We start from the raw sequence: 24,185 nt of genomic DNA, 5'->3' as shown, positions 1-24,185 counted from the left end.
CGACACGGCGTCGATAAAAAAATCTGACATGGCGACCGCCAATTGTTGCGTGTCACCCTTCGTGCGTTCTCAACCATCTCAACACGAGCGCTTCCTCGTCATCGAGACCTTCTACGGACCGCTTGCGCTTGTTGGCCTCCGCCATTTCGGCCAGCAACCGCCCCTGCGACCAGGCCTCGAACACCTGCGGATGGATATAGCATTTGCGGCAGACGGCGCGGGTGTTGCCCAGCCGCTCGGCCACTCTGTCGATGACGCTGTTCATCACCCGCTTTTGCTGGGCTTGGGCTTCGGGCAGCTCCGTCTGCGCAAACAGCGACGCGGCATGGATGGTGCCGCCCCAGGTGCGGAAATGCTTGGAGCTGAACGCATCACCGGCGGCGTCCCTGATATAGCGGTTGACGTCGTCGGAGCGGACCGGGCGCCTGTTGCCGTCCTCGTCGAGATACTGGAACAGCTTCTGGCCCGGCAGATCCTGCGCGCCCCGCACGATCCCGGCGATGCGGCGGTCGACCAGCTTCAGTCTCCATTCCTTGCCGGATTTGCCCTTGAAGGCAAAGCGCAGGCTCGATCCCTTGATGTCGACATGGCGGTCGCGCAATGTCGTCAGGCCGAAGCTCTTATTGTCGCGCGCATAGGCGGCGTTGCCGACGCGGATCATCGTGTTGTCGAGCAGCCAGACGACCGCGGCGACGACACGCTCAAATGGCAGGCCGTGGCGGCGCAAATCGCTGTCTATCGTGCGCCGCAGGTCGGCCAAGCTTTCAGCAAAAGCAACGAGGCTCGAATATTTGGCGCCGTCGCGCTCCTCGGCCCATTGTGGATGATAGCGATATTGCTTGCGCCCCCGCTGATCCCTTCCGGTCGCCTGTATATGCCCATTGGCATCGGGCGAAATCCAGACATCCGTCCAGGCCGGCGGAATGACGATCGCCTCGATACGCGCCCTGGCGGCATCCGAGACCGCCTTCCCGTCCGGGCCCGTGTAAGAAAATCCTTTGCCGGTCCTCAGCCGGCGGATACCGGGCTCGGCATCGCTGACATAGGTGAGTGCGGCATCCCTGGCCGAGCTTTGCGCCCCGTTCTTCGGCGCAGCGTCCCCGTCGGTTGACCGGCCGTGCGGCAATCCGGATCTCTGCAGCATGCAAGCTCCACGCAAATATGCGTAGATAAGCTGTTGGCCGACTGCTGGTTCCACACACCGTCTGAAAAGCGGGCGATCCCGAAGGTGTTGGCGGCTGGCAGGTTACAGCGCGCCCTGCATTTGGTTCAGTGGAGCCGACAGCCGGCGTCGCACCGCGAGCTTGAGCCTGTAACGCAGGCAGCGCCAGGCCTCCGACCGCCGCTTCGGCGCGGCCGCGGCCACCGCCAGGAAGCGCGCGGCCATGGCCAGGCCGCCGCGCGCATAGTGGACGCGGGCTATCTTGAGGGCGACAAGCCCCTCCCTGGTCTTGAGCGCCGAGACCGGGATGTTGCAATCGGTGAGCGTGCGCAGTTCCCGGCGCCAATCAAGGAAGCGCCGCACCGGGTTGATCGTAAAACGATCGTCGGAGCGCATCGGCGAGACCTCGTAGACCATCACAGGCTGCTCGATCATGGCTAGCGACGCCGTGCTCATCAGCCGCGCCCAAAACAATGTGTCCTCGTCATAGGCCAGCCCGACCGGAAACCGCGTTTGGCCGATGAGGTGTCGCGAAGCAAGCACACTGCCCACCGCGACGGAGCGAATGTCGCCTTTCACATAGGCCGCAGCGTTTGCCAGGCAGCCGGCCTGATATCCGTTCGGCACCTTGATCTGGCGGTCCTGGCCATTCACCCGACGCCGGTAAGCGCCAACGATCATGTCGGCTTTTGGCTGGCGATCTGCCTGCTGGAGCAACGCGCGCAAGCCGCTCTCAAGATGCAGGTCGTCAGCGTCGATGAGGTACACCCAGGGGTACAGCACCTGCGCCAGCGCAATGTTGCGCGCGCCACCGGCATCGCGGCAATCGGCCGGCAGCACGCGCAGCGGCAGAGACAATTTCGCGGCGGCCTGTAGCGCCGCGGCAGCCGTACCGTCTGACGATGCGTCATCGACGAGCAGAATCTCGCCGATAATCCCGGCCTCGCTGGCGAGGGACGCCAGCGTTGTAGCGATGGTTTTCGCCGCATTGTGGGCAGGGATGACGACGCTGACCGCTTTCAATACCAAACCCCGCGCCCACCTGCCACTTCACCATTTGAGAAGTCATCTTGGTTCATGCCGAATGATACCAGTGCACCACCTGGCGTGGACAGGTCCCGTTTTCACACCTTTTCGAGCGCGACGGGAATGACGTCGACAGCCTGCTCGCCGACCTGTCCGCCAGTGGTTTTCAGCACGCCGACGATCGGCGCGACATCGGAATAGTCACGGCCGTAGCCGACAGTGATGTGGTCGTTGCTGGCCCGCATGCCGTTGGTCGGATCGAATTCCTGCCAGCCGGCGTCACGCCCGCACCAGACCTTGACCCAGGCATGCATGGCATCAGCGCCTTCCAGTCGGGGCTTGCCCTTGGGCGGGATGGTGCGCAGGAAGCCGCTGACATAGCCGGCCGGAATGCCGAGCCCGCGCAGCCCGGCAATCATGATGTGCGAGAAGTCCTGGCAGACACCGCGCTTCAGTTTGAACGCATCGCTGGCCCGGGTCCGCACTGTGGTTGCGTCACCGTCATAGGTGAAATCGCGATGAATGCGGTTGCATAGGTTCATTGCCGTGCCGGCGGCCGAGCCGGCGATGCTGTCTCGTGCGTAGGTGGTGATCGCCGCATCGATGCCGGAGTGAGCGCTTCCCGCCAGAAAGTGGTGCGGCGAGGCAGACGCCAACGAGCGCACCGCAGCCAGTTCCTGCCGCAGCCGCCCGATATCGGGCGAGACGTCGAGCCCGGGCTCCGGCCGTGACACGGAAACGCGGGCGCTCATCCTTATGTCGAGCGCATCATGCGCGTCGCGAAAGGCGATCGAGGTGACGTTGTTGCCGAAGAAATCGGAGAAGTCCGACCGTTCATTGGGCGCCGGCGCGAAGGACAGGGATGCGGCGATAACCCGCTGGACGCCTGATATCGTCGACGGCAGCACGCGGATCTGGTGGCGGCCGCCGCCCGCCGCCGCTGCATAATCGTAATGGAGATGAAGCCTGATGTCGTAAAGCATAGACTACTTTTCTTGTTTTGCCGCAGGTTCTTGTCGCAAAACCGCGCGACACTTTTGCGGAACCTGCCTAACTCTTTGTTTTGACGCAATTCCGGACGGAAAACCGTTTCACACTTTTCCTGGAATTGCTCTAGCCGAAATAGGCCTTGGCGAGGCTGTTGTAGAGGCCTCCGATTTCAAAAGCGAGTTCGTCCAGCGCCTTTGCCGTCATGTCCGAAGGCTCCTTGATGGCGATGGCCGTGTTGAGCTGCAGGATCTCCTTAGCCGCCGGCGACATGTGCCCCTCGCCCCCGACCGACGGCAAAAGGCCGATCTCGGCCTTCAGCCTTTCCAACTGGAACAGGATCGAGCGCGGATTGAGCGGATCGAGCGCCAGGAGATCGATCACCGTGCGCCGGCCGGCCTGCACCGGATATTGCCGGCGATGGGTCATGACGCTGTCGCCGATCTCCAGCATCATGTCGAGCGCGCCGTCCGGCGCCTTGGGACTGGTCAGCCGGGCGAGCGTACGGGCTATCTGGATGCCGCGCTCCAGCCGCCGGCCGATTTCGAGGAAGCGCCAGCCGGCGAAGCGGTACATGTTCTCGTGCAGCAGGCCAGAAAAGCCGGCGAGCTTGCGCAGGATCACCGTCATTGCCCGTGTCGCGTCATCCCCCGGCGCCACCGTCGTGGCGAACTGGTGGATGGTCTTCGACAGGTCCTTCAGCGCCAGCCAACCATCGGGCGAGAAGCGGTCGCGGATCTGGCCGGCGCTGTAGACGGCACTGTCGAGCGTGCCTATCAGCCCCAGCGGGATCGCCGTCTCGACATCAATTCCGAACGGTTCGAGATAGTCCCTGATGTCGGCGAGCAACGGCATGTCGGGGTCGGAGGTCTCGGCCAGCCGCACATGATAGGCGCGCAGGATACGCACCGTGTCTTCCGAACGCTCGATATAGCGGCCGAGCCAGGTCAGGTTTTCCGCCGCGCGGCTGGGCAGGCTGCCCGGCCTGGTGCGCGTAAAACTGTCACCCTCTTGCGGCAGCAGCGTCTCGCGCTCCACCGGCTTGTCGCTGACCACCCAGACGTCCGCCGCCTGGCCGCCGCGCTGCATGGCGATCGCGGTCGGGTCGAGCGACAGGCCGACACGGGCGAAGCCGCCCGGCATCACCGTCCAGCCCTCGGGCGTGCGCGCCAGGTAGACGCGCAGGCTCGCCGGCCGTGGCTCCAGCCAGCCGCCGACAAAGACCGGTGTCGTTGACAGCGTCACCGCTTCCTGGCCGACAAAGGCGCCGCCATCGCGTTCGATGCGTGCCACCAGTTCCGCCCGTTCTCCGGCCGACAGCGCCGAGCCGAGCGTGGTCTGGCCATCATCCTCGAAGGCAAGTCTCGTCGAAAGCGCCGGGCCGACCACCATGCGGTCGATATTGGCAAGCACATGGGCGCGTTCGGTCGCCTGCCCGCACCACCACGTCGCGACACTCGGCAGCAGCAGCTCCTCGCCGCGCAATTCGCGCGCGATCTTGGGCAGGAAAGCAAGCAGCGCCCGCGTTTCCATCAGGCCCGAGCCCAGCGCATTGACGGTCGCCACCGCCCCCTGGCGGATCGCCTCGACCAGCCCCGGCGTGCCGATCTGCGAATCCGAGCGCAACTCCAGCGGATCGGCGAAGGCGGCGTCGAGCCGCCGCCAGAGCACGCTGATCGGCATCAGGCCGGAAACCGTGCGCACCATCAGCCTGCCGCCGGAAACGGTCAGGTCCTCCCCTTCGAGCAGCATGATGCCGAGATAGCGGGCGATGTAGGCGTGTTCGTAATAGGTTTCGTTGAGCGGCCCCGGCGTCAATATGGCGACGCGGCCTTCGCTTTCCCTGGCCATGCCGATCAGCGCATCGCGGAAGCGACGGAAGAAGCCGGCAAGGCGGTGCACATGCATCTCGCCATAGATATCGGAGAGCGCGCGCGTCGTGGCGACGCGGTTCTCGAGCGCAAAGCCGGCGCCGGACGGGGCCTGTGTGCGGTCGCCCAACACCCACCACTGGCCGTCAGGCCCGCGGCCGAGCTCGAAGGCACAGAAATGCAGGTAATGGCCGCCGGCCGGCGTGGTGCCCACGACAGGCCGCAAATATTCGGGGCTGGCCGCGATCAACCCCGCCGGCAGGATGCCTTTTTCGATCAGCCGGTTCGGGCCATAGATATCGGCGATGGTTTCCTCGAACAGCTCGGCCCGCTGCACCAGCCCGGCGCTGATCGCTGCCCATTCGGCGTCTTCGATGAGCAGCGGTACATGCGCCAGCGGCCATTCGCGCTCATTGGCGCCCGCCTTGTCATAGACCCTGTAGTAGACGCCGGCATCGCGCAGATACTGGTCGGCGCGGGCAAAACGCTGGCCGAGCTTCTCGGCACCGAGATCGTCGAGTGCCTCGATGAAATGTTTCCAGACCGGGCGGGGGTTGCCTACGGCGTCGACCATCTCGTCGACGACGCCGTCGATCGGCTGGTAGTGTTCCAGCAGGCTGTGGGTTTGCGGCTTGCCGCGTACCCTTTTGTGATTCCCCTTTGCCATCGCTGATCAGAGTCTTGCCGGCCGCCTGAGGTCAAGGGTCATCGGGAAATCTTCCGCCGGTTGTTCCTCGCGCAGCACATAGCCAGACGGTGTGTGGCCGCGCGGTTCGAAGCGGGCGAGCCGCCGTGCTTCCGCCTCGTTGCCATTGACCGGGAAGGTGTCGTAGTTGCGGCCGCCGGGATGCGCGACATGGTAGACGCAGCCGCCGATCGCCCTTCCCGACCAGCGGTCATAGATGTCGAACACCAGCGGCGTGTTGACCGGCAGCGCCGGATGCAGGCCCGAAGCCGGCTGCCAGGCCTTGAAGCGCACGCCCGCGACCGCCACTTCGCGGTTGTCGGTGACCTTCATCGGCACGATACGGCCGTTGCAGACGATGGCATGGCGCTCCGGGTTGAGGCCTTCAGTCCTAACCTGAAGCCGCTCGACCGAGGAATCGACGAAACGCACGGTGCCGCCGATCGCGCCTTGCTCGCCCATGACATGCCACGGCTCCAGCGCCTGCCGCAGTTCCAGCTTGATGCCGGCGTGCTGGACCTCGCCGCAGAACGGGAAACGGAATTCGAGCTGCGCGTCGAACCATTCGGGACGGAACTCGAAGCCGTTGAGCTTGAGGTCGTCGAGCACGTCAAGAAAATCCGCCCAGACATGATGCGGCAGCATGAAACGATCATGCAGCGAGGTGCCCCAGCGCACGAAGCGGCCGTCGAGCGGGTTCTTCCACGCACGGGCGATGATCGCCCTGACAAGCAATTGCTGCGCCAGCGACATGCGCGCATTGGGCGGCATCTCGAAGCCACGGAACTCGACCAGGCCGAGCCGGCCGGTCGGCCCGTCCGGCGAGAACAGCTTGTCGATGCAGATTTCCGAGCGGTGCGTGTTGCCGGTGACGTCGGTCAAAAGGTTGCGGAACAGCCGGTCGACCAGCCACGGCAAGGGTGCCGCGCCCTGGTCCGGATGCGGCACCTGCGCCATGGCTATTTCAAGCTCGTAGAGCGAATCGTGACGCGCTTCGTCGAAGCGCGGCGCCTGGCTCGTCGGGCCGATGAACAGGCCGGAGAACAGGTAGGATAGCGACGGATGCCGCTGCCATTGCAGCACCAGGCTCTTCAACAGATCGGGTCGGCGCAGGAACGGGCTGTCATTGGGCGTAGCACCACCGACGACGACATGATTGCCGCCGCCGGTGCCGGTGTGACGGCCGTCGATCATGAATTTGTCGGCGCCAAGCCGCGTCAGCCGTGCTTCCTCATAGATCGCCGTGGTTGTCGCCACGCAATCCTGCCAGTTGGAAGCCGGATGGATGTTGACCTCGATGACGCCCGGATCGGGCGCCACACGGATGACGTTGAGGCGCGGATCATGCGGCGGGCCATAACCCTCGATATGGACCGGCAGACCGATCGCCTTTGCCGCATTCTCGGCGGCGGCGACCAGTTCAAGATAATCCTCCAGTGCCTCGACCGGCGGCATGAACACGCAAAGCCTTCCATCGCGCGGCTCAACGGAGAGCGCGGTGCGCACCGCGCCGCCGATCTCGGTGATCTCCTGCTCGACCCGGTCCTGCTGGCCGGTCGCGGCGGTGAAGGACACCGCCTGCTGGCGGCGTGCCATTTCGTCGGCGCCTTCCAGCTCGGCCGGGGCCGCAGTGGGCAAGATCGCCTCGCGCGCCGGCAATGGGCCGCGCGGCAGCGACGGATCGACCGGCACGATGTAGGGGAACTGGGCCGGCGGCACATAGGGCAGCGTGCCCAACGGCAAGCGATAGCCAACCGGTGAATCGCCCGGCACCAGGAACAACCGCCCTCGCCGCGTCTTCCATTTCTCCGAACGCCAGCGCGGTCCCGACGCCTGGCTGTTCCAGCGCTGCACCGGCAGCACGTAGCCGGACGGCTTGGTCAGCCCGCGCTCGAACACGCGCGCCATGCGGCTGCGCTCTTCCGGGTCTTCCAGCTTGGAATTGGACGGATCGACATTTTCGGGCAGCTTGCCTTCCTTGAGCAGCCACTCGGCCGGATCCTCATAGGCTTCGCTGACCATGGTTTTTTCGATGCCGAGTTCACCGGCGATCGCGGTGAGCAGGCTTTCCGCCTGCTGCGGGCCGATATCGGCCGAGCTCTTTTCGCGCGCGATCAGCGACGGGTCGCTCCATACCGGCTGGCCGTCGGCGCGCCAGTAGAGCGAGAAGGTCCAGCGCGGCAGGCTCTCGCCGGGATACCATTTGCCCTGGCCATAGTGGAGGAAACCGCCCGGCGCGAAGCGCTCGCGCAGCCTGCGGATCAGCGCATCGGCCTTTTCGCGCTTGGTCGGCCCGACAGCGGCGGTGTTCCACTCGGCGGACTCGAAATCATCGATCGAGACGAAGGTCGGCTCACCGCCCATCGTCAGCCGCACGTCGCCTGCGCCAAGTGCTGCATCGACCTTGGTGCCAAGCGCATCGAGCGCCTGCCAGCTTTCGTCGGAGAACGGCTTGGTGATGCGCGGATGCTCGGCGATGCGGTCGACCCGCATGTCGAAGCCGAACTCGACATTGGCGAAGCTCGCCATGCCGGAAATCGGCGCGGCATTGCGGAAATGCGGTGTCGCGGCGAGCGGCACATGGCTCTCGCCGGTCAGCAGGCCCGAGGTCGGATCGAAGCCGATCCAACCGGCGCCGGGAAGATAGACCTCGCACCAGGCATGCAGATCGGTGAAGTCGACCGCGGTGCCGGCCGGGCCGTCGAGCGCGATAAGGTCTGGCTTGAGCTGGATCAGATAGCCTGAGACAAAGCGCGCGGCGATGCCGAGATTGCGCAGGATCTGCACCAAGAGCCAGCTCGAATCCCGGCACGATCCCTTGCCGGCGGCGAGCGTCTCTTCCGGCGAGAACACGCCGGTTTCCATGCGCACGATATAGGCGATCTCGCGCTGCAGCCTCGCATTGAGATCGACGAGGAAATTGACGGTGTTTTTCGCGCTGGTGTCGATGGTTCCCAGGAAGGCCGAAAGCAGCGGCCCCGCCGGTTCCGGTGTCCGGTAGATGGCAAGATCGTCGCGAATCTCTTCCGGGTATTCGAATGGGAATGTCTCGGCCGACGGCTCGACGAAGAAATCGAACGGATTGTAGACCGTCATGTCTGCGACGAGATCGACCTCGATCTTCAATTCCGTCACCGGCTCGGGAAAGACGAAGCGGGCGAGGAAGTTGCCGTAGGGGTCCTGCTGCAAATTGACGAAGTGGTTCGCCGGTTCGACCTTGAGCGAATGGCTGAGCACCTTGGTGCGGGAATGCGGTGCCGGCTGCAGCCTGATGATCTGGGGCCCGAGCACCACCGGCCGGTCGTATTTGTAATGGGTCAGATGGTAGACGGCTGCCAGAATTGCCATGGGGCCCCGTAGATCGGCGTTTCAAACGAATTCGCCGAACCCTGACACATCTGCCGGCCATTCTCCAAGCACAGATGTTGCGGTGCACCTAATTTAAGCAGCTAAGGACTGGGCAACCGCGCTTGGCGACTCGTTCTACCAGCCTCCAGCCTCTGCGATTAGTGAGGGCCTCCGCGTCTTCGTCATCCCTGGGCGAAGCAGCCGCGCAGCGGCGTCGCGGAGACCCGAGGATGACGAAACGTAAGGCCTAGAAGAACGCCTGAATTCCCGTCTGCGCCCGCCCCAGGATCAGCGCGTGCACGTCGTGCGTACCTTCATAGGTGTTGACGGTCTCCAGATTCTGCGCGTGGCGCATGACGTGGTAGCCGATCTGGATGCCGTTGCCGCCATGCATGTCACGGGCCTGGCGGGCGATGTCGAGCGCCTTGCCGCAATTGTTGCGCTTGACGATCGAGATCATCTCCGGCGCCATCTTGCCTTCGTCGAGCAGGCGCCCGACGCGCAAGGATGCCTGCAGCCCAAGCGCGATCTCGGTCTGCATGTCGGCGAGCTTCTTCTGGTAGAGTTGCGTGCCGGCCAGCGGCTTGCCGAACTGCTTGCGGTCGAGACCATACTGGCGTGCGCGGTGCCAGCAATCTTCCGCCGCGCCCATCGAACCCCAGGAGATGCCGTAGCGCGCCCGGTTGAGGCAGCCGAATGGGCCGCCGAGCCCCTTGGCGTTGGGCAGCAGCGCATCCTCGCCGACCTCGACGCCTTCCATCACCACCTCGCCGGTGATCGATGCGCGCAGCGACAGCTTGCCGCCGATCTTCGGCGCCGACAGCCCCTTCATGCCTTTTTCCAGCACGAAGCCGCGGATCTCATCCTTGCCGTTCTCGGCCTTCAGCTTCGCCCAGACGACGAACACGTCGGCGACCGGCGCGTTGGAAATCCACATCTTCGAGCCGGAGAGCTTGTAGCCGTTCGCGGTCTTCTCGGCGCGCGTCTTCATGCCGCCCGGGTCGGAGCCGGCATCCGGCTCGGTCAGGCCGAAACAGCCGATCCACTCGCCGCTGGCGAGCTTGGGCAGATACTTCTTGCGCTGTTCGTCCGAGCCATAGGCGTAGATCGGATACATCACCAGCGACGACTGCACCGACATCATCGAGCGATAGCCGGAATCGACACGCTCGACTTCACGCGCCACCAGCCCGTAGGTCACATAGCTGGCGCCGAGCCCGCCGAATTCTTCCGGAATGTTGATGCCGAGAAGGCCGGCATCGCCCATCTCGCGGAAGATCGCGGTATCGAAGGTTTCGTTGAGATAGGCGTCCTCGATGCGTGGCGCGAGCTTGTCGGCGGCAAAGGCCGCCGCGCCGTCGCGCACCATGCGCTCGTCTTCCGAAAGCTGGTCCTCGATCAGGAACGGGTCTTCCCAGACGAATGCATTCTTGTCGGCGGCCATGGCTTCTCGGTCCTCAAACGGGTGAAGCCCGGCTTATCGGCCCGTGGCCTTAAAAAATCAAACGAAATTGCTTCACAGATCAATGAGCGTTAGGAATGGATCATGAGTGTCCAGCGCCGCCTCCTGCCCAACATCAGCGCCCTCGCCGCCTTCGAGGCGGTGGCCCGGCTTGGCAGTTTCACTGCCGCTGCCCAGGAACTGGATCTGACCCAGGGCGCCGTCAGCCGGCAGATCAGACTGCTCGAGGATCAGTTCGGCCGCCGGCTGTTCGAGCGCGACAGCCGCAATGTCCGGCTGTCGACGGCAGGCGAGATCTATGCCGAAGCGGTGCGCTCGGCCTTAGGTCAGTTGCGCGATGCCGCCCTTGGATTGATGAGCAATCGGCATAGTGGCATCCTGAACCTGGCCATCTTGCCGACCTTCGGCACGCGCTGGCTGATGCCGATGATCCCCGATTTCGTCGAGAACAATCCCGACATCACCATCAACTTCGTCACCCGCGTCGGCCGTTTCGACTTCGCCAGGGAGAGGCTGGACGCCGCCATTCATTACGGCCTGCCGGACTGGCCGGAGGCGGACTCCACACTGCTGGTGCGCGAAACGGTGGCGCCGGTGGTGTCGCCCGGATTCCTCGCCGGCCGCGCCGTCGCCACGCCGGCCGATATCGGCCGCCTGCCGCTGCTGCACATGGCAACGCGCCCCGGCGCCTGGACCGAATGGTTCGAGCATCAGGGCCTGAGCGCACCGACCGGGCCTGGCATGCAGTTCGAACAGTTCGGCACCGCCGCCCAGGCCTGCATGGCCGGGCTTGGCGTGGCGCTGTTGCCGCTGCTGCTGATCGCGGGTGAATTGCAGCGCGGCCAGCTCGTTCCCGCACCCGGCCAGCCCATGCAAAGCCGCAGTGCCTATTACCTCGTCGTCCCACACGACAAGCGCGGCCATCCGCCGGTCGCCAGTTTTCGCGACTGGCTGCTGGGCCAGCTTGAGAAGGAGCCGGCTGTTCTGGCTTGGTAGGCTACTTCCGCTTCAGCGCATCCGCCAGCGCCGCACCGAAAGCCCCTTGTTGGGCCGGCCGTTCCGGCTGGCGTTGCGGTGCTGGCGAGCGCGGCGCCGGTCTGCCGCCGCCATTGTCGCGCGGCCCGCCTTTCGATGCGCCGCCATCGCCGCCATCCTTGCGCATGGAGAGCGCGATACGTTTGCGTTTGATGTCGACGTCGACGACGCGCACCTTCACCACATCGCCGGCCTTGACCACCTCATGCGCGTCCTTGATGAAGCGGTCGGCCAGTTGCGAGACATGCACCAGCCCATCCTGATGGACGCCGATATCGACGAAGGCGCCGAAGGCGGCGACATTGGTGACGGTACCTTCCAAGAGCATACCGGGCTTCAGATCCTTGATGTCGTCGACGCCGTCGGCGAAGGTCGCGGTCTTGAAGCCGGGACGCGGGTCGCGGCCGGGCTTTTCCAGCTCGGCCAAGATGTCGCGCACCGTCGGCAAGCCGAAACGCTCATCGACGAAGACGCGCGGATCGAGCGCTTTCAGCGCAGCGCTGTCGCCCATTAGCGAGCGGACATCGCGCCCGCAAGCGGCGACGATCTTCTTGGCCACGCCATAGGCTTCCGGATGCACCGACGAGGCATCGAGCGGCTCGCTGCCATTGGCGATACGCAGGAAGCCGGCGGATTGTTCGAAGGCGCGCGGCCCAAGCCGCGGCACCTTGAGCAGATCCTTGCGGCTGGCGAAAGGGCCGGTCGCATCGCGATGCGCGACGATGGCGTCGGCGAGCGATGCGCCGAGGCCGGAAACGCGGGCCAGCAGCGGCGCCGAAGCGGTGTTGAGATCGACGCCTACCGCGTTGACCGCGTCCTCGACCACCGCCTCCAGCGAGCGGCCGAGCCGGTACTGGTCGACATCGTGCTGGTACTGGCCGACGCCGATCGATTTCGGTTCGATCTTGACCAGTTCGGCCAGCGGATCCTGCAGGCGCCGCGCGATCGACACCGCGCCGCGCAACGACACGTCGAGGCCGGGAAATTCCGCTGCCGCCGTTGCCGATGCCGAATAGACCGAGGCGCCGGCTTCACTGACGATCACCTTGAGCGGCTTCGGTCCGCCATCGGAAGGCATGTCGGACAGGATGTCCGCCACCAGCTTCTCCGTCTCGCGGCTGCCGGTGCCGTTGCCGATCGAAATCAGCTCGACCTTATGCAGGCGGACGAGCTTGGCGAGTTCCGCCTGCGTGCCGCGTACATCGTTCTTCGGCGGGAACGGATAGACCGTCGTCGTTGCCACCAGCTTGCCGGTGCCGTCGACCACCGCGACCTTGACGCCGGTGCGGATACCGGGGTCGAGCCCCATCGTCGGCCGCGAACCGGCCGGCGCTGCCAGCAGCAAATCCTTGAGATTGCGGGCGAAGACATGGATCGCCTCTTCCTCGGCCCGCTCGCGCAGATCGCGCATCAGGTCGAGCGTCAGGTGCAGCGAAAGTTTGATGCGCCAGGTCCAGCCGGCGACCTCCATCAGCCAGCGGTCGCCGGGCAGGCTGGCGCCGATCGCGTAGGCATTGGCGATCATCCGTTCGACCGGTTTCACCGGCGACGCATCGTCGGCATCGACCTCGATGTCGAGCGACAGCACCTCTTCGTTGCGGCCGCGCAGCATCGCCAGCGCACGATGGCTCGGCACGTTGACCCAGCGTTCGACATGGTCGAAATAGTCGGAGAATTTCGCGCCGGCCTCCTGCTTGCCGTCGACCACCCGGGCGCGCATGAAGGCGCGGTCCTTCATGTAGGTGCGCAATTTGCCGACCAGATCGGCATTCTCGGCGAACTGCTCCGACAGGATGTCGCGCGCGCCTTCAAGTGCGGCTTTGACGTCGGCCACCTCCTCGGTGACGTAGGCCAGCGCCGCCTCGGCAGGCACGAGCGAACGGTTGGCAAGGATGGCCTCCGCCAGCGGCCCCAGCCCACGCTCGCGGGCGATCTCGGCCTTGGTCCGGCGCTTGGGCTTGTAGGGCAGGTAGATGTCTTCGAGTTCCGCCTTGGTGGCCGCCGCCGCGATCTTGGTCTCAAGCTCCTCGGTCAGCTTGCCCTGCTCACGGATCGAGCCGAGGATGGTGTCCCGCCGCGCATCGAGCTCGCGCAGATAGGCGAGCCGCTCGGCGAGGTCGCGCAACTGCGTGTCGTCCAGCCCGCCGGTCACCTCCTTGCGGTAGCGCGCCACGAACGGCACCGTCGCGCCCTCGTCGAGCAATTCGATCGCCGCCGCCGCTTGTTCCGGCCGCGCCTTGATCTCTGTCGCGATGATGGCTGCGATGCGCTTGATGTCGGATGCCATGTCGTTCCTGCTCTCATCAAAAAGAGCGGCGACCATAGGCGTAGATGTCAGCCCCGCCAACCGCGACCTTTTCAACCGTCGCGGGCGGTCCACAGGAAAGCATGCGGCAACGGAACCGTGCCGGGCGGTTCAGACCCGTTGGCTCAACGCCTCGAAGAACGCGACAATCTCGGCATCGAGCGGATCGTCGACCGGCACCGGCTGCGACGACATCTTGGCAATGACGACCTCGGTCCTCGGATCGACATAAAGCCATTGGCCATGGATGCCGATGCCGCAATAGGCACCGTTCTCGTGTCCGGTCTGATACCATTTGTTGCGGTAGCGGCCTTTCGGGAACAGGAAAGCCATCGTTCCGCGCTGCCAGGCCTCCGCACTGCCCCCGGTGCTGACCGTGTCGCGCACCCAGGCCTCCGGCACGATGCGGCGGCCATCGACTCTGCCGCCTTGCCGCATCATCTCGCCGACGCGCGCCAGGTCGCGCGGCGTCACCGAAATGCCGCCGGCGGTGCGCGCCGTGCCTTCCATGTCGACGCCGATCGAAGCCTCGCTGACGGCGCCAAGCGGCAGCCACAATTTCTCGCGCATCAGATCGGTGAAGCGCTGGCCGGACGCGCGCTCAAGCAGCAGGCCGAGCAGGTCGGAATTGGGCGAACGGTAGCGGAAGGTCTGGCCATGCGGCTCAGCAAGCCGCTGCAAGGTCAGGATGAATTCGCGCAGGCTTTCCGTACCGCCACCAGGGTTCCACAACGTGGCGCGGCGGTAGCGGGCGAAGGCGCTTTCCGGATCGAGATAGGCCTCCTCGAAATCGAGGCTGACGCTCATGTCGAGCACATGGCGCGCACTCGCGTCGCCATAGGCGGAACCAGCAGCTTCGGGAATGTATTGCGTCACCGGCGCTTCCGGATCGAACACCCCCTCGCCTTCCAGTATGCCGGCGATGATCGCGGTCACCGACTTGCTGATCGAGAAGATGATGTGGCGGGCGCCGAAATCCATATGCGGCGCGAACCAGTCGCCGACCACCTTGCCGCCCTTCATCACCGTCAGCGCGTCGGTGCTGGAGCGCACGAGGAATTCGGCCACCGTCTCCGGCGCACTGGCCACCGAAACCTTTTCGCCGAGCAGGCCGCCCATATCCCGCACGGGTGCTTCGACACCACCTGCAGCCGCGGCCACGCGTGCCGTCGGCACCAGTTCGCCAAGGTTCTGGAACGACCATCGATTGAACGGGTTTTCCCGCCAGTTGGAAAGCAGCACCTGGTTACGGGCGAAGCCGTAGCGGGTCTCGAACGCGGTCTTGCCGGTCATGGCGTTTCCTTCCAGGTCGTTTCTTGTGGGGCGGCTTAGAGCAGTGCGGCGGCGATGGCGTGCACCGCCTTCAGCGTCGCCGTGGAATAGGCGAGATTGCTGAAATCCGGCCAGGTCGAAAGCTTCACCACGACCATTCCTGTGTTCCAGTCGATATGGATCATCTGCCCGAACACGCCCCGACACATCAGCGCGCGCGAGGCGGGATTCTCGATCCAGAACTGGTTGCGGTAGCTGCCCTGCGGCAGGCTGGGGGAGAAATCGGGGCCATGCCTGCCATTGCGTGTCGCCTCGATCCAGTCAGCCGGCACGATGCCGCCGCCATTGTCGAGGATCAGCTGGCCGAAGCGGGCATAGTCGCGCAACGTCGCGTTGAAGCCGCCATCGGCCACGGCATAGCCGGCGCTGTCGACGGTGAAGCAGGCGCTTTCGTCGGCGCCGAGCTTTTGCCAGAGTTCTTCCGACACCAGCTGCGCCAGCCGCTTGCCGGTCACCCGCTCCATGAGGAAGGCAAGCACGTCGGTCTCGATCGAGCGGTATTCGAACGCCGCACCATGCGGACGGATCGTGTCCTTCAAGCCCAGGATCAGCTCGAACATATGCGAGGGCCAGCGAAAGTCCGGATCGCTGCCCGGCGGCACCGGCTTCCAGCCGGTCGCGACATCGACCTGGCCGATATCGGAATAGCGGTCGGTGTATTCTTCGGAGAAACGCACGCCCGTCGTCATGTCGAGCACATGCTGAACGCTGGCACCGGCCCAGCCGGTGGCGCCGAGCTCCGGCAGATAGTCGGTCACCGGCCTGGCCGGATCGATCAGGCCACGCCCGGCCAGTATGCCGAACACCGCGCCGGTGATCGACTTGGCCATCGATTGCGACAGATGCAGCGTGCGCTCGTTCATGCCGTTGAAATAGCGCTCATAGGCGACCTTGCCGTGCTTGAGCACCAGGAAACCATCCGTATAGGTCTCGTCGAGCAGCCCGGCGAGCGTCGAGGGCCTGCCCTCGCTGTCCTCGACCGGCAGCCCGTCGAGATCGACCTCGGCGCGTTCGAGACGATGGCGATGGCCGTTGCCGCGCCAGACTTCGGCGGTCGGCAGAATTTCCCTGATGTGCTGGAACGCCCAGCGGTTCCATGGCGGCCGGTCCCAGTCGAGCCTTGGCGGCACCATGGCCGGCGGCGAGCCCTGCATGATCGGCGGCCGCGGGTCGCTGTTGCGATAGGAGTCCATGAAAGGCCATTCCCGGAAAGAAAAGACCCGGCGGCGTATGCCGCCGGGTCTGGCATGCAGCGATTACTTCTGCAGTTCGGTCCAGATCTTGGTGTAGATGTCCTGGATTTCCGGCGCGCACATCTTCTGGAATTCGCCTTTCGGCTTGGCGTCCGCCGGAATGACGACCTCCGGCGCATCCTTCATGTCGGCCGGCATGTATTTGTCCGAGCCGGTGATGGCGTTGGCGTAGCGGTGGAAGGCCGAGAGGCCTGCAGCGTTTTCCGGATCCATGATGAAGTTCTGGAACAGCTTGGCGTTTTCGACGTTCTTGGCTTCCTTCAGAACGACGACGTTATCGCTCCACAGGCCGTAGCCTTCCTTCGGATAATTGTAGTGGATGGCCGGATTGGCCAGCCGCTGGCGCAGCGCCGAACCGTTCCAGTCGCTGGTGGCCTTGAAGTCGCCGGCGCCCATCTTCTCGATGGTGTTGTACTCCATCGCGATCCAGTTCGGCTTGGCCGCGACCAGCGTGTCGCGCACCTTCTTCAGCACCGCCTTGTCGTCGGTGCACTGCTGACCGCCGACATATTTGATCGCCGCGAAGATGACGTCATTCATCTCGGGAACGACATTGACCTTGCCCTTCAACTCGTCCGGCGTGTTGAAGATGATACCCCAGCTGTCGGCCGGTCCCTTGTAGGTATCGGTGTTGACGACGACGCCGACGGTGCCCAGCGCCCACGGCACCGAATATTTGCGGCCGGGGTCGAAGTCGGGATTGGCCCATTCCGGCGCGACGTTCTTGAAGTTCTCCATCTTGCCCGGATCGGTTTCGAGCACGAGACCTTCCTTGATCCAGATCGGCACATAGGTCTGCGACGGCACGGCGATGTCGAAGCCGGTGCCGCCCTGGCGGACCTTGGCGAGCGCGGTGTCGTTGGAATCGTAGTCGGTGATGGTCACCTTGATGTTGTATTTGTCCTCGAACTTCTTGATCACGTCGGGGCTGGTGTAGTTGCCCCAATTGTAGATGTTGAGCACGCCTTCGGCACGGGCCAGGCCCGTCGAAGCGAGCAGCGCCAATCCCATGGCGCTCGCTGTTGTCTTCCAGTTCATCGTTCTAACTCCCATTATCGGTTTCAGTCTCGTTTCCTGCTGACGAAGAAAAACAACGTGACGATCGCGACCGAAAGCAGCAGGAAAGCGGTCGATATCGCGTTGATCTCGGGTGTGATGCCGCGGCGGATCTGGCCGAGCATATAAGTGGGCAACGTGTCCTGGCCGCCCGATTTGACGAACTCGGTGATGACCACATCATCAAGCGAGATGACGAAGGCCAGCATCAGGCCGGCGAGGATGCCGGGCCACAAAAGCGGCAGCGTGATGCGTCGGAAAGTCTTCCACGGCGTGGCGTAGAGATCGGCGGCGGCGCGCTCCAGCGTTAGGTCCATATTCTCCAGCCGCGCCCGGATCGGCAGATAGGCGAACGGAATGCAGAACGCCGTATGCGCGGCGACCAGGTAGCCGATGCCGGAATAGCCGGTGAAGATCTTGATGCGCGAAAAGAAGATCAGCAGCGCCACGCCGGTGACGATCTCGGGTACCATCAGCGGCTGGTTGATCGCCGCGTATTTGAAGGTGAGGCCGGGATAGGAGGCGGTGCGCGTGGTGGCGAGCGCGGCCATGGTGGCAAAGATCGTCGACAGCACCGCCGCGATGGAGCCGATCTGGAACGAGCGCAGCGTCGCGTCGATGACCTGAGTGTTCTGGTATGCCGACTGGAACCATTTCAGCGAAAAGCCGCCCCATTCGGAGGTCGAGGTCGCCGCGTTGAAGGCATAGATCACCAGCACCACGATCGGCAGGTAGAGCACGACGAAACAGGTCGCCGCGATCGTCGTGAAGCCCGGTTGGTGCTTGATGGAGAAGTTGCTAGCCATGCCGCACCCCCGACTTTCCGGCATTGCGCACATAGGCCAGCAGCGCCACCATGACGATGATCATCACCGTAATCGACAGCGCCGAGCCAAGCGGCCAGTTGCGGCCCTGCCCGAACTGCAATTCGATCAGGTTGGACAGCATCATGTTCTTGCCGCCGCCAAGCACGCTCGGCGTCACATAGGCGCCCAGCGCGGGAATGAAGACCAGGATCGAGCCGGCGATGACGCCGGGTTTGACCAGCGGGAAAATGATCTTGCGCAGCACCTTGAAGCGCGTCGCGTAGAGGTCATAGCCCGCCTCGACCAGGCGAAAATCGAGCTTCTCCATGCTGGCATAGATCGGCAGCACCATCAGCGGCAGGTAGACATAGGCCATGCCGATCAGGATCGCCGTGTCGGTGTAGAGGATCTGGATCGGCGCCGAGATGATGCCGAGTTTGAGCAGGATCGTGTTGATGATGCCTTCGTTGCGGATGATCTGCAGCACGGCGAAGGTGCGGATCAGGAGGTTGGTCCAGAACGGGATGGTGATCAGGAACAGCCAGAGATCCCTGGTCTTCTCGCTGCGCGTGGCCATGAAATAGGCGGTCGGGAAACCGAGCGCCAAGGTCGCCAGCGTCGTCACTATGGCGAGTTTGATCGAGCGCCAGAAGATGGTGACATGCGCCGCCGCGAGCGAAAGCGTGTCGTCGAAAATGTCGCGTTCCAGGAACACCGATGTCCAGGCGTCGGGCGAGAACTGCCATTTCACGTCGCCATAGGCGCCGGGCGTCAGGAACGAGTAGACGAGCACGATCAGCAACGGCCCGGTCGCGGCGAGCAGGATGACCAGCAGCGCTGGCGCTGACAACAGCCAGCGGTCACGGACATCACGCCGTTCCGCGGCCTTGGCGACTTCTTCCGCGGTGGCCATCAGTCCCTCAGCACTTGCGCGGCGTCATTGCCGATCAGGATGCCGACCTTGTCGCCGCGCTCGAAACCGCAGCCCGCGGTCCGCGTGTTTTGCTGGCGCACGGTGAAGGCCTCGCCGCTGTCGAGCTGGACATGGATATGCGTGTCGGTGCCGAAATAGACGATGTTCTCGACCGTGCCCGACAGGTCGCCCTTGTCCTTGGTCAGCTTGGCATGCTCGGGCCGCACCACCACGGTGGCGTTGTCCTTCGGCTGGAAGCCTTCGGCAACGGTTGCCTCGATGGTCGTGCCGGATTTGAGCGTCGCGCGCGCCTTGCCGTTGCCGGTACCCGATATGGCGGCGGTGAGGAAATTGGTTTCGCCGATGAAGTCGGCGACGAAGCGTTCCGCCGGCTTGTCGTAGATATCCCAGGGCGAGCCGACCTGCAGGATCTTGCCCGACGACATCACCGCGATGCGGTCCGACATGGTCAGCGCTTCTTCCTGGTCATGGGTGACGAAGATGAAGGTGATGCCGGTCTCATGCTGCAGCCGCTTCAACTCGATCTGCATCTCCTTGCGCAGCTTGTAGTCGAGTGCCGAGAGCGGTTCGTCGAGCAACAGCACTTTCGGCTGCGGCGCGAGCGCGCGGGCCAACGCCACGCGCTGCTGCTGGCCTCCCGAAATCTGAGCCGTGCGGCGACCGGCCAGCGCTTCCATCTTGACCAGCTTGAGCATCTCGGCGACGCGCGCCTTGATCTCGGCCTTGGGCTTGCCCAGCATCTCCAGGCCGAAGCCGATATTGTCGGCCACCGTCATGTGCGGGAACAGCGCATAGGACTGGAAGACGGTGTTGACCGGCCGCTTGAAGGGCGGCAATGGCGCGATGTCCTGGCCGTAGAGCAGGATTTCACCGGCGGTTGGAAAGTCGAAGCCGGCGATCAGCCGCAACAGGGTGGTCTTGCCGCAACCGGACGGTCCCAGCAGCGTGAAGAACTCGTTCTCGCGAATGGATACCGAGACCTTGTCTAGGGCAGCGACCTGCCCTTCACCCGATCCGAAAATTTTACTGACGTTTACTACTTCAATCGCATTCCGATCCGGTTTGTCCGGCACGATTACGCCTCACTGTTGACCCCGCTCTTGCTGGCGGAGCTGTTCCCCTGTTCGATGTGACCACACGCCCGGTAGGTTGGCAAGCCCGGCATTGAATCACAGTTCAGTCCGTCTTTAGCCAGCAAGCCTCATGCCATTGTCAGGCCTGATAGGTGACCTTGCCGCCGCAAATCGTCGTCACCGGCCGCACCTTGTGCAGATCGGCCGGCGCCGTCTTCTCAATGTCATCAGACAGAACCACCAGATCGGCCATATAGCCTGATTTCAGCGTGCCCTTGCAGTGCTCGGCGAATTCCGCGTAAGCGCCCTCGACCGTGTAGGCGGCGATCGATTCCTGCAGCGAAAAACTCTGGTCCGGATCGCTTGCTGCCCATGGTTTGCGCATCAATGCAGCCTGAATGCCCAGGATCGGATCGATCGGCGACACAGGCCAGTCCGAAGCGAAGACGACATGCGCACCGGCATTCTTCAGGGTGCGCCAGGCGTAGCTCAGCGGCCAGCGGGCCGGCCCGATGCGCGACACGGTCGGCTCCAGCGGGAAATCCATGGCGCCGGGCGGATGCGGCGGCTGCATCGAAGCGATGACGCCAAGTTCGGCAAAGCGCGGCACGTCCGATGTGGTGGTGACCTCGATATGTTCGATGCGATGACGGCTGTCGCGCTTGCCATTGGCCTTTTGCGCCGCCTCATAGCCGTCGAGCACGGCGCGCACCGCGCCGTCGCCGATCGAGTGGACCGCGATCTGCAGTCCACGCTTGTCAACGGCGACAGCCAGGTCGATGAACTGTTGCGGCGTGAACAGCGGCTCGCCGACCCAGTCGGGACGATCAGCATAGGGCTCGACCATGACAGCGGTCCAGGAATCGAGCACGCCGTCGTAAAACACCTTGACCATGCCCGACGACAGCCACTCGCTGTTGTAGCGCTCAGTCATGACGGAGGCCTTGTCGAGCATGTCGAGCGTCATAAAATTCTTGTAGTGGAAGGGGATCTGCACGCGGCAGGGCAAGCCTTCCTCGGCCTCGATTTCGGCCAGCAATTCGAGCTGGTAGAGATTGCCGTCCATGTTCTGGATCGAGGTGATGCCGTGGCGCGCGCACCAGGCGAGCCCGCGCCGCATGATGTCGCGGTCGGCGGCGCGCTCGGCCGCTGACGGCATCGGATCCGGCTCGCCGCCGGTCGCCAGCCCCAGCCGCACCCGGCTTTCGCCGGCAAGATCGAGCACCGGACCGAAGGCTTCGCCCTCGCGCAGTTCGCCCGCTGCCAGGCCGTCGTCGCCCATGACGATCTCATTGCCCGGACCGAGCGTGCGGCCATGAAGGATGCCGGCCATATCCAACGCCTTGGTGTTGGCCCACATTGTGTGATGATCGGGCGCGGCCATGCAGAAGGGGCGATCGGGTAAAATGGCGTCGAGATGGTGACGCGTCACCCGCTCGCTGCCGAGCACGGTGTAGTCGACGCCCTGCCCGACCAGCATTTTCGCGTTCGGCTTAGCCGACGCATAGTCGCGGATCGCCTTTTGCAGCGCTTCGAAGCCATGGACACCGCCAAGCTGAAGATGCGCGAGCTCGGCCCCTCCCGAGAACAGATGCATATGGGCTTCGATGAAACCGGGCAGGACCGAACCGCCCTTGGCGTCGATCACCTTTGTGGCGGGTCCCTTGAGCTCTTCGATGGCGGCGCGGCTGCCGATGGCGATGATGGCGCCGTCCTTGACGGCAACGGCTTCGGCGGTGGGATTGTCATCGTCCATGGTCAGCACACGACCATTGATGACGATCAAATCCGCACTACGACCCGCACCCGTGACAGACATCGCGACTCCGCGCTTTTGACGACTGACTGAAACCGGCAATCCAGCGCCCAACGGCCTGCCACTCCACCGGAGTGGCGCCATCGGACAAAAATCAATGCCAGCGCGCTGCCCTCGAAATTCCCCTTGTTATCCCTGGGGACAGCGTGGATAAAGAATGCGACTGATTATTCGCGTTTGTCAACATGCGGAATTTAGAATGTATTGTGGACAGCACCCTGCGCCTGTGTTCAGACCGGGCGGGGAACGAGGGCATCAAGCCGTGAAGCGCAGTCTCGACCGCAAAACCAAAATAGCGCTCGAGCCGCGCAAGCAGCCGCGGCAACAACGGTCGAGCAAGGTGGTCGACCGGATTCTCGATGCGGCCCTGATCTTGACGCGGGAGCAAGGGACCAGGACGCCGACGACGCTCGCCATCGCGCAGCGCGCCGGCCTGTCGGTCGGTTCGGTCTACCAATACTTTCCCAACAAGGAAGCCATTCTTCTGGACCTCGCCCGGCGCTGGCTGTCGTCCTTTCCCGAGGTGATCGAGAAGCGCATCAAGGTTCCCAGGCCCACCAACCGCGAAGAGTTCCGGCGCGAAGTGCGCAAGCTCTTCATCGACACGTCCAGTATCTATATCGAGAACGCGACCCTGATGCCGGTGATCGAGGCCATTTCAGGCAACGCCGATCTCAGGCCTATCCAGGACGAATATGACGAACAGATCATCGCGCTCTACGCCGCCTGGCTGCGGCATGTGAATCCTGCTCTCGAAGACAAGATCGCCAAACGGCTTGGCCTGGTGATGATGGAGGTCGGGCACGCCTGCCGGCTGGTCGGACTGAAGAGAGATCGCAGGACATTCGACCTCATCGAGGACGATGTCGAAGCCATGTGGCTCGCTCTGGTGAGCCCCTATCTCAACCTGGACTGATTTCGCATTTCGAGAGGAACTTCATGAAGACTGTCTATTCGCCGCTTCATGCTGGCCATGCCGGCCAGATGGAACTGGTCACATCAGCCATCGTGCCGGGTTTTGAAAAGCCCTCGCGGGCCGAGTTCATCAAGGCGCGGGTCGAAAGCGAGAAGCTCGGGCCGATCGTCCTGCCGCTCGAGCACGATCTTGCCGCGGCCAAGCGCATCCACAAATCGGACTACATCGACTTCCTGCCGACTGTCTGGCCGCAATGGGTGGCCTCCGGTCACGAGGGCACGGCCATGCCCTTCACCTGGCCGACGCGCGGCCTGCGCGGCGACGTGCCGCCGAAGCGTGTCGATGCGCTGCTCGGCTACTATTCCTTCGATGCCGGCGCCACCTTCGTCGAAGGCACCTGGGCCGCGATCAAATCATCCTATGACGTGGCGCTGACCGCAGCCGGCCTGGTCAAGGGCGGCGAGAGGTCGGCCTTCGCGCTCTGCCGTCCGCCCGGCCATCACGCGGGTGCCGGCTTCATGGGCGGCTATTGCTACATCAACAACGCCGCGGTCGCCGCGCAGTGGTTCCTTGACCAGGGCGCCAAACGGGTCTCCATCCTCGACGTCGACTACCACCACGGCAACGGCACGCAGGAGATCTTCTACGACCGCGCCGACGTGCAGGTCCTCAACCTGCATGGCGATCCGATGGTCGAGTATCCGTTCTTCCTCGGCCATGCCGATGAACGCGGCGCCGGCGCCGGCGAAGGCTTCAACATCAACTATCCCATGCCCTTCGGCACCGACTGGGACGCTTGGAACACCTCGCTGGAGGATGCTTGCGCGAGGCTCGCCGCCTACGCGCCCGACATCGTCATCGTCTCGCTTGGGGTCGACACTTTCGAGAAGGATCCAATCAGCCAGTTCAAGCTGAAAAGCCCGGACTATCCCAAGATCGGCCGTCGCATCGCCAGGCTCGGCCTGCCGACCCTGTTCGTCATGGAAGGCGGCTACGCCGTCGAGGAGATCGGCATAAACGCCGTCGGCGTGCTGACCGGTTTCGAGGACCGGTAAGCCTGCCCGGGAGTATAGGGCTGGCACGGAGCAAAAAAGGGCGGCATGGCCGCCCTTTTTTCA

The 24,185-nt window shown here is 64.0% G+C and carries 17 protein-coding genes; 3 read left to right on the top strand and 14 right to left on the bottom strand.

Translation table 11 applies throughout. From position 1 onward, the window contains the following. Nucleotides 1-52: 52 nt before the first annotated feature. From JN279_RS11905 to JN279_RS11880, 6 genes are all read right to left on the bottom strand, one after another. Complete coding sequence (locus tag JN279_RS11905) at nt 53-1,144, bottom strand: DNA topoisomerase IB (RefSeq protein WP_202352844.1); 1,092 nt, start codon at nt 1,142-1,144, stop codon at nt 53-55. A 102-nt stretch (nt 1,145-1,246) separates the two neighbouring features. After that, nucleotides 1,247-2,185, bottom strand: coding sequence for a glycosyltransferase family 2 protein (locus tag JN279_RS11900; RefSeq protein WP_202352843.1), 939 nt, complete (start codon nt 2,183-2,185; stop codon nt 1,247-1,249). A 101-nt stretch (nt 2,186-2,286) separates the two neighbouring features. Beyond that, nucleotides 2,287-3,171, bottom strand: coding sequence for a transglutaminase family protein (locus JN279_RS11895; protein WP_202352842.1), 885 nt, complete (start codon nt 3,169-3,171; stop codon nt 2,287-2,289). 130 nt (nt 3,172-3,301) lie between these two features. Then, a complete protein-coding gene (locus JN279_RS11890; RefSeq protein ID WP_202352841.1) occupies nt 3,302-5,713 on the bottom strand; it encodes a circularly permuted type 2 ATP-grasp protein in 2,412 nt (803 codons plus the stop codon). Between the two features lie 6 nt (nt 5,714-5,719). Continuing rightward, complete coding sequence (locus tag JN279_RS11885; RefSeq protein WP_202352840.1) at nt 5,720-9,079, bottom strand: transglutaminase family protein; 3,360 nt, start codon at nt 9,077-9,079, stop codon at nt 5,720-5,722. A gap of 247 nt (nt 9,080-9,326) precedes the next feature. Further along, nucleotides 9,327-10,523: an acyl-CoA dehydrogenase gene (locus tag JN279_RS11880; protein ID WP_202352839.1), complete on the bottom strand. Its 1,197-nt coding sequence runs from the start codon at nt 10,521-10,523 to the stop codon at nt 9,327-9,329. Between the two features lie 102 nt (nt 10,524-10,625). On the opposite strand from JN279_RS11880, the gene JN279_RS11875 reads away from it, so the two are divergent. Then, entirely contained in the window at nt 10,626-11,537 is a 912-nt protein-coding gene (locus tag JN279_RS11875; protein ID WP_202352838.1) for a LysR family transcriptional regulator, read from the top strand. A gap of 1 nt (nt 11,538) precedes the next feature. Here the strand turns inward: JN279_RS11875 and JN279_RS11870 are convergent, their stop codons facing one another. From JN279_RS11870 to JN279_RS11835, 8 genes are all read right to left on the bottom strand, one after another. Then, nucleotides 11,539-13,863, bottom strand: coding sequence for a Tex family protein (locus JN279_RS11870; RefSeq protein ID WP_202352837.1), 2,325 nt, complete (start codon nt 13,861-13,863; stop codon nt 11,539-11,541). A gap of 129 nt (nt 13,864-13,992) precedes the next feature. Beyond that, nucleotides 13,993-15,174, bottom strand: coding sequence for a serine hydrolase domain-containing protein (locus JN279_RS11865; protein ID WP_202352836.1), 1,182 nt, complete (start codon nt 15,172-15,174; stop codon nt 13,993-13,995). Between the two features lie 35 nt (nt 15,175-15,209). Beyond that, nucleotides 15,210-16,406 (bottom strand): serine hydrolase domain-containing protein, encoded by a 1,197-nt coding sequence (locus JN279_RS11860; RefSeq protein WP_202352835.1) that lies wholly within the window; start codon nt 16,404-16,406, stop codon nt 15,210-15,212. Nucleotides 16,407-16,469: 63 nt separating this feature from the next. Further along, on the bottom strand, nt 16,470-17,504 hold the full coding sequence (locus JN279_RS11855) for an ABC transporter substrate-binding protein (protein WP_096449780.1): 1,035 nt from the start codon (nt 17,502-17,504) through the stop codon (nt 16,470-16,472). A 23-nt stretch (nt 17,505-17,527) separates the two neighbouring features. Then, nucleotides 17,528-18,328 carry an ABC transporter permease gene (locus JN279_RS11850; protein ID WP_095199313.1) on the bottom strand — a complete coding sequence of 267 codons (801 nt, stop codon included), beginning with the start codon at nt 18,326-18,328 and terminating at the stop codon, nt 17,528-17,530. After that, nucleotides 18,321-19,241: an ABC transporter permease gene (locus JN279_RS11845; RefSeq protein ID WP_096449782.1), complete on the bottom strand. Its 921-nt coding sequence runs from the start codon at nt 19,239-19,241 to the stop codon at nt 18,321-18,323. Before JN279_RS11845 ends, JN279_RS11850 begins: the two co-directional genes overlap by 8 nt. Then, nucleotides 19,241-20,335, bottom strand: a complete 1,095-nt coding sequence (locus JN279_RS11840) for an ABC transporter ATP-binding protein (RefSeq protein WP_096449784.1) — start codon at nt 20,333-20,335, stop codon at nt 19,241-19,243. Before JN279_RS11840 ends, JN279_RS11845 begins: the two co-directional genes overlap by 1 nt. A gap of 139 nt (nt 20,336-20,474) precedes the next feature. Then, nucleotides 20,475-22,154, bottom strand: a complete 1,680-nt coding sequence (locus tag JN279_RS11835; RefSeq protein ID WP_202352834.1) for an amidohydrolase — start codon at nt 22,152-22,154, stop codon at nt 20,475-20,477. A 259-nt stretch (nt 22,155-22,413) separates the two neighbouring features. On the opposite strand from JN279_RS11835, the gene JN279_RS11830 reads away from it, so the two are divergent. Both JN279_RS11830 and JN279_RS11825 read left to right on the top strand, forming a co-directional pair. Beyond that, nucleotides 22,414-23,067: a TetR/AcrR family transcriptional regulator gene (locus tag JN279_RS11830; RefSeq protein ID WP_096449788.1), complete on the top strand. Its 654-nt coding sequence runs from the start codon at nt 22,414-22,416 to the stop codon at nt 23,065-23,067. A 23-nt stretch (nt 23,068-23,090) separates the two neighbouring features. Beyond that, nucleotides 23,091-24,122, top strand: a complete 1,032-nt coding sequence (locus tag JN279_RS11825) for a histone deacetylase family protein (RefSeq protein WP_202352833.1) — start codon at nt 23,091-23,093, stop codon at nt 24,120-24,122. Nucleotides 24,123-24,185 lie beyond the last annotated feature (63 nt).

The sequence above is a fragment of the Mesorhizobium sp. 113-1-2 genome (assembly GCF_016756475.1).
Lineage (GTDB): Bacteria > Pseudomonadota > Alphaproteobacteria > Rhizobiales > Rhizobiaceae > Mesorhizobium > Mesorhizobium loti_C.
Note: the sequence above shows the minus strand (reverse complement) of the source record. Positions and strands in the feature narration are given on the sequence as shown.